Genomic DNA, 698 nt, shown 5'->3' on the forward strand with positions numbered 1-698 from the left:
GTATTGAGGTGGGTAAGGCAGCAAACTTCCTAGTATTGGATGCGACAAGTCCATTTGAAGCGGTGCGCCAACGCGCGGATGTACTGGCCTCAATTCGTAATGGTAAGTACTTGTTTAAAAAACCTGAGCCTAGTTATGATATTGAGCTGGACTTGTTTAGAAGCACTATCTAACGATTAGTACAAAAGCTAAATATAAAATTTAGAACGTAAAAAATGCCCATTACTCATAAGTAGTGGGCATTTTTGTGTTTACGACTTGTCTTATTAGCACTGTTAATTAATTCAAATTAGCAGTATTTAATGGTCTAAAACTTTTAGCCATTAAGCTCTTGATTACTGAGCTGCTTCTGCTTCTACAGGAGCAGTGCTTGCAGTAGTTTCGGTAGCTGGTGCAGTGTTACCACCCCAGATTTTTGGATATTTGTAGCCTGGAAAAGTATTATGAGCATACTTTTTGAAGGCTTCTGAGTTATAAGCGTTGGTGACGTCTTCAACCCATTTTTTACCAGCATCAGCAGATTTGACCGCTGACCAGTTAACATAAGCAAAGCTTGGCTCTTGGAACAACGCTTCGGTTAGCTCAATACCAGCATCTGTTGCATAGTTGCCATTGATAACAGCAAAGTCGACTTCGTCACGAGCGCGTGGTAATTGAGCCGCTTCTAGTTCAATGATGTCGATGTCATACTTACTGTT

General features: G+C 40.7%; 1 protein-coding gene. It reads right to left on the minus strand.

All coding sequences use genetic code 11. The features are described 5' to 3' along the window. Positions 1-335 precede the first annotated feature (335 nt). On the minus strand, positions 336-698 hold a 363-nt coding region (locus ACS8FD_RS20725; protein WP_439277255.1), incomplete at its 5' end, for a MetQ/NlpA family ABC transporter substrate-binding protein.

It is taken from the genome of Psychrobacter sp. 1U2, from assembly GCF_051847575.1.